Annotated in this window: 5 protein-coding genes and 1 pseudogene; 2 read left to right on the forward strand and 4 right to left on the reverse strand. The window is 54.1% G+C overall.

The window, feature by feature from the left end:
- Positions 1-79: 79 nt before the first annotated feature.
- Positions 80-211, forward strand: a pseudogene (locus tag V7730_RS21585) (DUF4113 domain-containing protein); the annotation flags it as partial.
- A 162-nt stretch (positions 212-373) separates the two neighbouring features.
- On the opposite strand, the gene V7730_RS21590 reads toward V7730_RS21585, so the two are convergent.
- The 4 genes from V7730_RS21590 to V7730_RS21605 form a co-directional block, all read right to left on the reverse strand.
- The gene (locus V7730_RS21590) at positions 374-661 is read right to left on the reverse strand and encodes an SH3 domain-containing protein (RefSeq protein WP_335749621.1); all 288 of its coding nucleotides are present in this window, start codon (positions 659-661) and stop codon (positions 374-376) included.
- Between the two features lie 211 nt (positions 662-872).
- Entirely contained in the window at positions 873-2,000 is a 1,128-nt protein-coding gene (locus V7730_RS21595; RefSeq protein WP_335749622.1) for a M23 family metallopeptidase, read from the reverse strand.
- Positions 2,001-2,708: 708 nt separating this feature from the next.
- Positions 2,709-4,292: a chaperonin GroEL gene (gene groL / locus V7730_RS21600; RefSeq protein ID WP_335749623.1), complete on the reverse strand. Its 1,584-nt coding sequence runs from the start codon at positions 4,290-4,292 to the stop codon at positions 2,709-2,711.
- Between the two features lie 44 nt (positions 4,293-4,336).
- Positions 4,337-4,621, reverse strand: a complete 285-nt coding sequence (locus V7730_RS21605) for a co-chaperone GroES (RefSeq protein ID WP_335749624.1) — start codon at positions 4,619-4,621, stop codon at positions 4,337-4,339.
- Positions 4,622-5,227: 606 nt separating this feature from the next.
- Here V7730_RS21605 and V7730_RS21610 point away from each other — a divergent pair.
- Complete coding sequence (locus V7730_RS21610; protein ID WP_335749625.1) at positions 5,228-6,109, forward strand: hypothetical protein; 882 nt, start codon at positions 5,228-5,230, stop codon at positions 6,107-6,109.
- The last annotated feature ends 235 nt before the right edge of the window (positions 6,110-6,344 follow it).

A 6,344-nucleotide genomic window follows, 5' to 3' on the forward strand; every position in this document is an offset into this window, starting at 1 on the left:
GCATCTTAGCCAAGCCGCAAAACTGTCCTAAAAAGCAGGACCACTTCAGTCTGCGGCCCTCATGTAGGCGCTCAATCAGGTCAACGACCGTTTCGGCAAGAAGACGATGGTGTTGGCAAGTGAAGGGATGAAGCGGCCGTGGCAGCCGCGCGCTGACCACCGCAGCCCTAAATACACGACTCGGCTGTCCGACCTGCCCGTTGTTCGATAGAGTGCCACTGCTGGAATTGAGTAGAACTCATAAGCATAGAAAAAACGGAACGAAGCTGCGGCGCATCGGTCAAGTCAATGCCCCGCTCATCTCATTGCAGTCATAGGGGCAATGCGCGACATTTTCCTTGGTGAAATATCTGTTAGCGCCAGCAGGTCCAAGTCAACGTTTCGAGAGGTAATCGGCGGAGACGTAACCCGTGATCTGCGGCGCGGCCGTGAGCGAAACGCGGCACCAAAGCTGACCTATTTCGGTTACACAATCACGGCGATTGAGTGAGGTTCCGTCAGGCAGGCCCAAGATGACGCTAAAGCCTAGCCCCGGACCTGCCCGCAACTTCAGAAATTCGGCCTGCCCAGTGCCAACGACCGAAGTGCGGTCATCGGAAAAATTGCTACAACCGGAGGCGAGCACGAGTGTTAGAATTACCGGAATGGTGTTGCGATGCATGAGCTGGCTCCTTTTGTTTCCGAATCAATAGACCGACATCAGACTAATGCCCAGTTACCTTCTCCGCTCCGAATGCATCGCCACTTTCGGCCCTAACCGGCCATTGAATGAAAGTTATGCCGCTGCCATGCAGCTCCCCCAAAGCGGTCGTTGGGTGCCGGACGCGACCAAGTTGAGGGGGTGAATGTTTCGAACCAATGACGATGGCGAACTATCCTCGCGATGCGAGCAGTCGGTCAAGTTCACTTTGCATGCTATCAACAAGGAAAGGGGACACTGCCGCTTGTGGTGTGCTGTTGTCCGGACCGTGCAGCCGCGTGTCGGCGAGTGGGGATACGGGTCGGCCGTCGATATGAATTTCGTAGTGAAGATGTGGTGCCGTTGACGTGCCGGTCGATCCCACTCGGCCGATCTCTGTTCCCGCCGCGACGCGCTGGCCAACTTGTAATGCCTCGTTCAGAGCGCTCAGGTGAGCGTAGAGGGTGCTGGTTCGGCCTTCATGCTCCATCTCGACCAAGAGCCCATAACCGCTGCGCTCGCCCATGAAGGCGATTTTTCCTGATTGTGTTGTCTCGACGACCGCGCCTTGTGCGGCCGCGAAATCCACGCCGCTGTGCATCCGCATATACCCATGAACAGGATGCATCCGCAGGCCGAAAGCAGAGCTGAGACGTGCGCCACGGATCGGTTGGACAAAAGTCTGCACAAGGTGACCATCCTTGAAAATCATGGATCGCCACGAATTATCATTCGGCCATAAGATTTCATAGCGGCCGTCGGCCAGATCAAGTTGCGCGAAATCGATGGTCGGCTCGCCGACAACACGGCCCTCAGAACGGTATTCCCGCCAAAGCAGACGAATTCGCTCACCGCCACTGAGAACTGTCCGTAGATCGAACACTCCGGCGAGGATCAACTCGAGGTCGGTCGCGAACCTGGTCGGAATGCCTGCATCGTCCAATGCCGTATAGATGGAGCTTTCAATCGTGGTTTCACCCGCCCGTCGGATACTATCAAGGTCAGGTGCCAGCCTTTGAACCGACGGTGCCGCACCGAAAGTCACAAAAATAAGCGTCCCATCTTCGATTTCGAGCGTGGCAGTTCGGGGCAACCCATCCTGGGACATTGTCAGCTTGAGGTTATGTCCAGGTTTCAGAAGACGGAGGTCGTATTCGGACCCAATCGCACCGGTCACTTCGGTGCTTGCACCGGTGTCGAGGCCGGCCTCGGCAAGAAGCCCCGAAAGACTGTCTCCAGTGTCTACGACTTGCGTCCAAGTCACGGTGTTATCGGCTTGGGTTAGGATATCGGCACTCGCTGCAACTGGCGTGGTTGTCAAATCATCGGTTCCAAACGTGGCATCTGTCGACTCGTTACCACTCAGTAGAAGTGATGGTGCTGTATCAGAAAGTTTGGCCTGGTATCGGGGTTGCCTATCCCATCGCGTCGATACGACAAACGCGATGCCGCCGAAGACCAAAAGAGCTGTCCAGTATCTCAACTTCATCGTTTCTCCACTGTCCGCCGTTTTGTGTATGTCTTCAGACCTTGCCCCAACAGGCGAAGTCCAGAGCTTACTGGTTCGTGAGATCAAACTTTGCAACGCAGATTGATCGACGTCGGCGTTGCACCGCGCAACCACCGTGACAGCTGATAAGCTGTCACACGGCTTATCACCTATGGCGATACCAAATGCAGAGCTTCGGCCCATTCGCTCAAATTAGGGACACCGCGCCGGGAACCCTCAGCAATCGCTGGAGGATAAGACTGCAATTCAGCAAGCGGTGAACACGTTTCTTGCACAATACGAGGTGCGTTCTTGGGTTCTCGGCCCAGACCGGCCATTCACGCGCTGACACGATGCTGCGGCGCAGCCCGTCAGAGCGGCCATTCGTACATCGCGCAGCATTTTAATGTGCAAGATGTCGCTCAAGCGGACGAATAAGACGTTAGCTGTGCCATAGGGCCTGCAGACATTCATCAACAGGCCCAGATATCAATGGGTAGCTTACATCATGTCGCCCATGTCATGCATGCTGCCGCCAGATTATTCTGGCTTGTCGGCAACCATAGCCTCGGTTGTGACAAGCAGACCCGCAATAGATGCAGCATACTCAAGCGCGATCCGCACAACCTTGGTCGGGTCGATGACACCGGCCTTCAGCATATCGCCGTAGCTTTCTGACTGCGCGTCATAGCCAAACGCCCTATTGTCATTCTCAAGAACCTTGCCCGCAACAACCGATCCATCAACGCCGGCGTTTTCAGCAATCTGGCGAAGGGGTGCCTGAAGGGCCTTGCGAATGATTGCAATACCAGCCGTTTGATCCGGGTTGTCTCCTTGCAGACCTTTCAGAGCCTTACCAGCGTGAACCAACGCAACACCGCCACCTGGAACCACACCTTCTTGCACAGCTGCACGGGTCGCATTCAGGGCGTCGTCAACCCTATCCTTGCGCTCTTTCACTTCGATCTCGGTGGCGCCGCCAACCTTGATCACCGCGATGCCGCCCGCAAGCTTTGCAAGCCGTTCCTGCAGTTTTTCTTTGTCGTAATCCGAAGTGGTCTCTTCGATTTGCGCGCGGATCTGCGTCACCCGTGCTGCGATCGCCGCCTTGTCACCCGCTCCGTCAATCAGGGTTGTCGTATCCTTGGTGATGGTGACTTTCTTGGCATCGCCCAGCATGTCCATCGTGACATTCTCCAGTTTGATGCCCAATTCTTCTGAAATCACCTGGCCCCCGGTCAGAATGGCAAGGTCTTCCATCATCGCCTTGCGACGATCCCCGAAACCCGGTGCCTTCACGCCAACGACCTTGAGGCCACCGCGTAATTTGTTCACCACAAGCGTTGCAAGCGCTTCGCCGCTGATGTCCTCGGCGATCACCAACAGCTGTTTGTCCGCCTGCATCACGGCCTCAAGTAATGGCACCATAGGGGCCAAGGAAGTCAGCTTTTTCTCGTGCAGCAGAATGACGCAATCTTCCAGATTTGACGTCATCTTGGCCGTGTCCGTCACAAAATACGGGCTTAGATAGCCACGGTCGAACTGCATGCCCTCGACCACTTCGGTCTCGGTCTCAAGGCCTTTGTTTTCTTCAACGGTAATCACGCCTTCGTTGCCGACCTTGGCCATGGCATCCGCGATCTGTTGACCGATCGCGGCCTCGCCATTGGCGGATATGGTGCCAACTTTCGCGATCTCGGCCGTATCGCCCACAGGGCGCGACATTGCTTTGACCTCTGCAACGACGGCGGCGACAGCCTTGTCGATCCCACGCTTCAGGTCCATCGGGTTCATACCCGCAGAGACGGCTTTCATGCCTTCGATGACAATGGCCTGCGCCAGAACTGTCGCAGTGGTTGTGCCGTCACCGGCTTCGTCATTGGTGCGCGATGCGACATCCTTGATCAGCTGCGCGCCCATGTTTTCGAATGGGTCGGCCAGTTCGATCTCTTTGGCGACAGTCACGCCATCCTTGGTGATGCGTGGAGCCCCATAGGATTTGTCGATGACCACGTTGCGGCCCTTGGGCCCCAGTGTGACTTTGACAGCATTGGCGAGTGTATTAATGCCCTTGAGCATGCGGTCACGGGAGTCCGTGCCGAATTTGACGTCTTTTGCAGACATTTCTATATTCCTAATTGAAAATTATGTGAAATTGGCAGCGGTGCTTAACTTAAAACGCCAAGGATATCGCTTTCTTTCATGATCATCAGTTCTTCGCCGTCGATCTTGATTTCAGTGCCTGACCATTTGCCAAACAAAACTCTGTCGCCCGCTTTGACGTCCATGGCGATCCGTGCGCCTGCCTCGTCTTTTGCGCCTGCACCAACAGAGACGATTTCACCCTCTTGGGGTTTTTCTTTTGCACTGTCAGGGATGATAAGGCCGCCCGATGTTTTTTCGTCACCTTCGATGCGGCGAACAAGGACACGGTCATGGAGGGGAGTAAACATAGAGGAAATGCTCCTTCTGAAGATTTCCGGGAAAGGGTGGCATGCGTAGAGACGCATTGGCACTCGCCACACCTAAGTGCCAATATCAATGACATGGCTATCTTGAGAGGTCGCTACAAGAGGTCCGTAAACTAATTTCGTCGGATTCGATCACACCCAGGAATTGAGCAGAATTAGACGGCCGCGAAGTTTTACTTTAACTTTTTTACGGCAATCGAGATCGCTGTTTTCCAACCAGAGAATTTGCCATTGTAAAGACTTTTGGCGGTGAGAAGGTTGGGCAAGACTTGTGTTCAGAACCTATCCAGTTTCAATATCCGCTTCGACTATTTAGCCCACTTGTTGTTGCGCACGCAGCGAATGTCCGCAATCCGCCCTTCGTGGAGGCTGCCGCTTCCGGCCCGTAGCTGACTTTGGTGGCAACACACAATGCTGCGCGGCAGCTTCCACATAGCAGACATTGACCAATGGTCTCGCACTTTGCAAGAATTGCGCGACGCTTGAAAATCGCGGCTAGCAACCGATATATTTTTAAAAGAGGTCTTTTCGGCGGAAACGTCGTCTCGAAAACGTCATGCGTTTAAGTCACTATTTGGGGACGAACTCATGGGTGAGCCCGTCGAGAAAAGGCTATTTCACTCTGTCATTACCGCAGCCAAAGAAACGGGCGTTGATCAGCGCAGGTTACGCAAACTGCTTGAGGCAAAAAACCCCATCTCTACCGATCTCCCTGATGCGTGGGCCCTGTTCGATGCTGAAGCCGCATCATCGTTGCTCTCAGATTTGGTGACCTTATTGCCAGCAAAGTCATTCGCGGAGACCCTGTGCATGACTCGCTCACAATTCGATATTCTGCTTGAAGACGATATTTTGAAGCCTGCACTCCTTGATGCGGATACGAAGCATGTTTGGAATCCCAAGGATGGTCAGGACTTTTTGACCAGCATGTTTTCCGGTGCGGAGCGTCTTGTTCAAGCCCAGCACGGCTGGGTACATATCTCAAAGTCGGCGATGAGACTGAAGATACGGCCCGGAGACATCATACGGGCGATCCAGAGAAAACACCTTTTGCGTGTAGGCAATCATGCGGACTTTGATGGCTATGCCGCACTGTATGTTTATCATGATCAAGTGGTCGCTCTTCTTGGCGGCGAAGTTCAGGACGCCACCTCAATCGAGCTGTTCGCAAAGTCAGTCGGTGCGCGGCAGCTGCCAGCATTCAGGCGTCTTATCCTGAAAGGCCATTCACCAAGTACAAAGATCAGAAACCCACGAACCAATGCCATGCAGCACTACATCAGTCAGTCCGATGCGGAGGCGTTCCATTCGAAGTTCTACACGCTGCGGAGCATGAGCTTACTGTTCGATCGGAGCTGGCAACGCCTAACCGCGGACCTTCTCGATGCAGGGATCAAGCCGTTTTCACCTGATGGGGTGAATTACGGCAACATTTTCCTCAAGGATGAAGTTGATCAGCACCTGGGTTGAGAACCTCGTGCTAAAAGTCACATGACTTTGACCGTCACGTCATCAACTGACCCAAAATGGAAAAATGGCAAACCGGAACTTCACGCAGAGTGCGGCGAATGACGGGAGAGAGCGGCGATTTCAACGGGTCGACGCAACACTTTAATCTTTAGCCAAAGATGGAGTGATCAAAATGAAGTGTCGTCGCCGCGTATTTTTCACGGACAAGCAGAAGTCGGAGATTTGGGACAGATGG

This window comes from Sulfitobacter sp., from assembly GCF_036961165.1.
Taxonomy (GTDB): Bacteria; Pseudomonadota; Alphaproteobacteria; order Rhodobacterales; family Rhodobacteraceae; genus Sulfitobacter.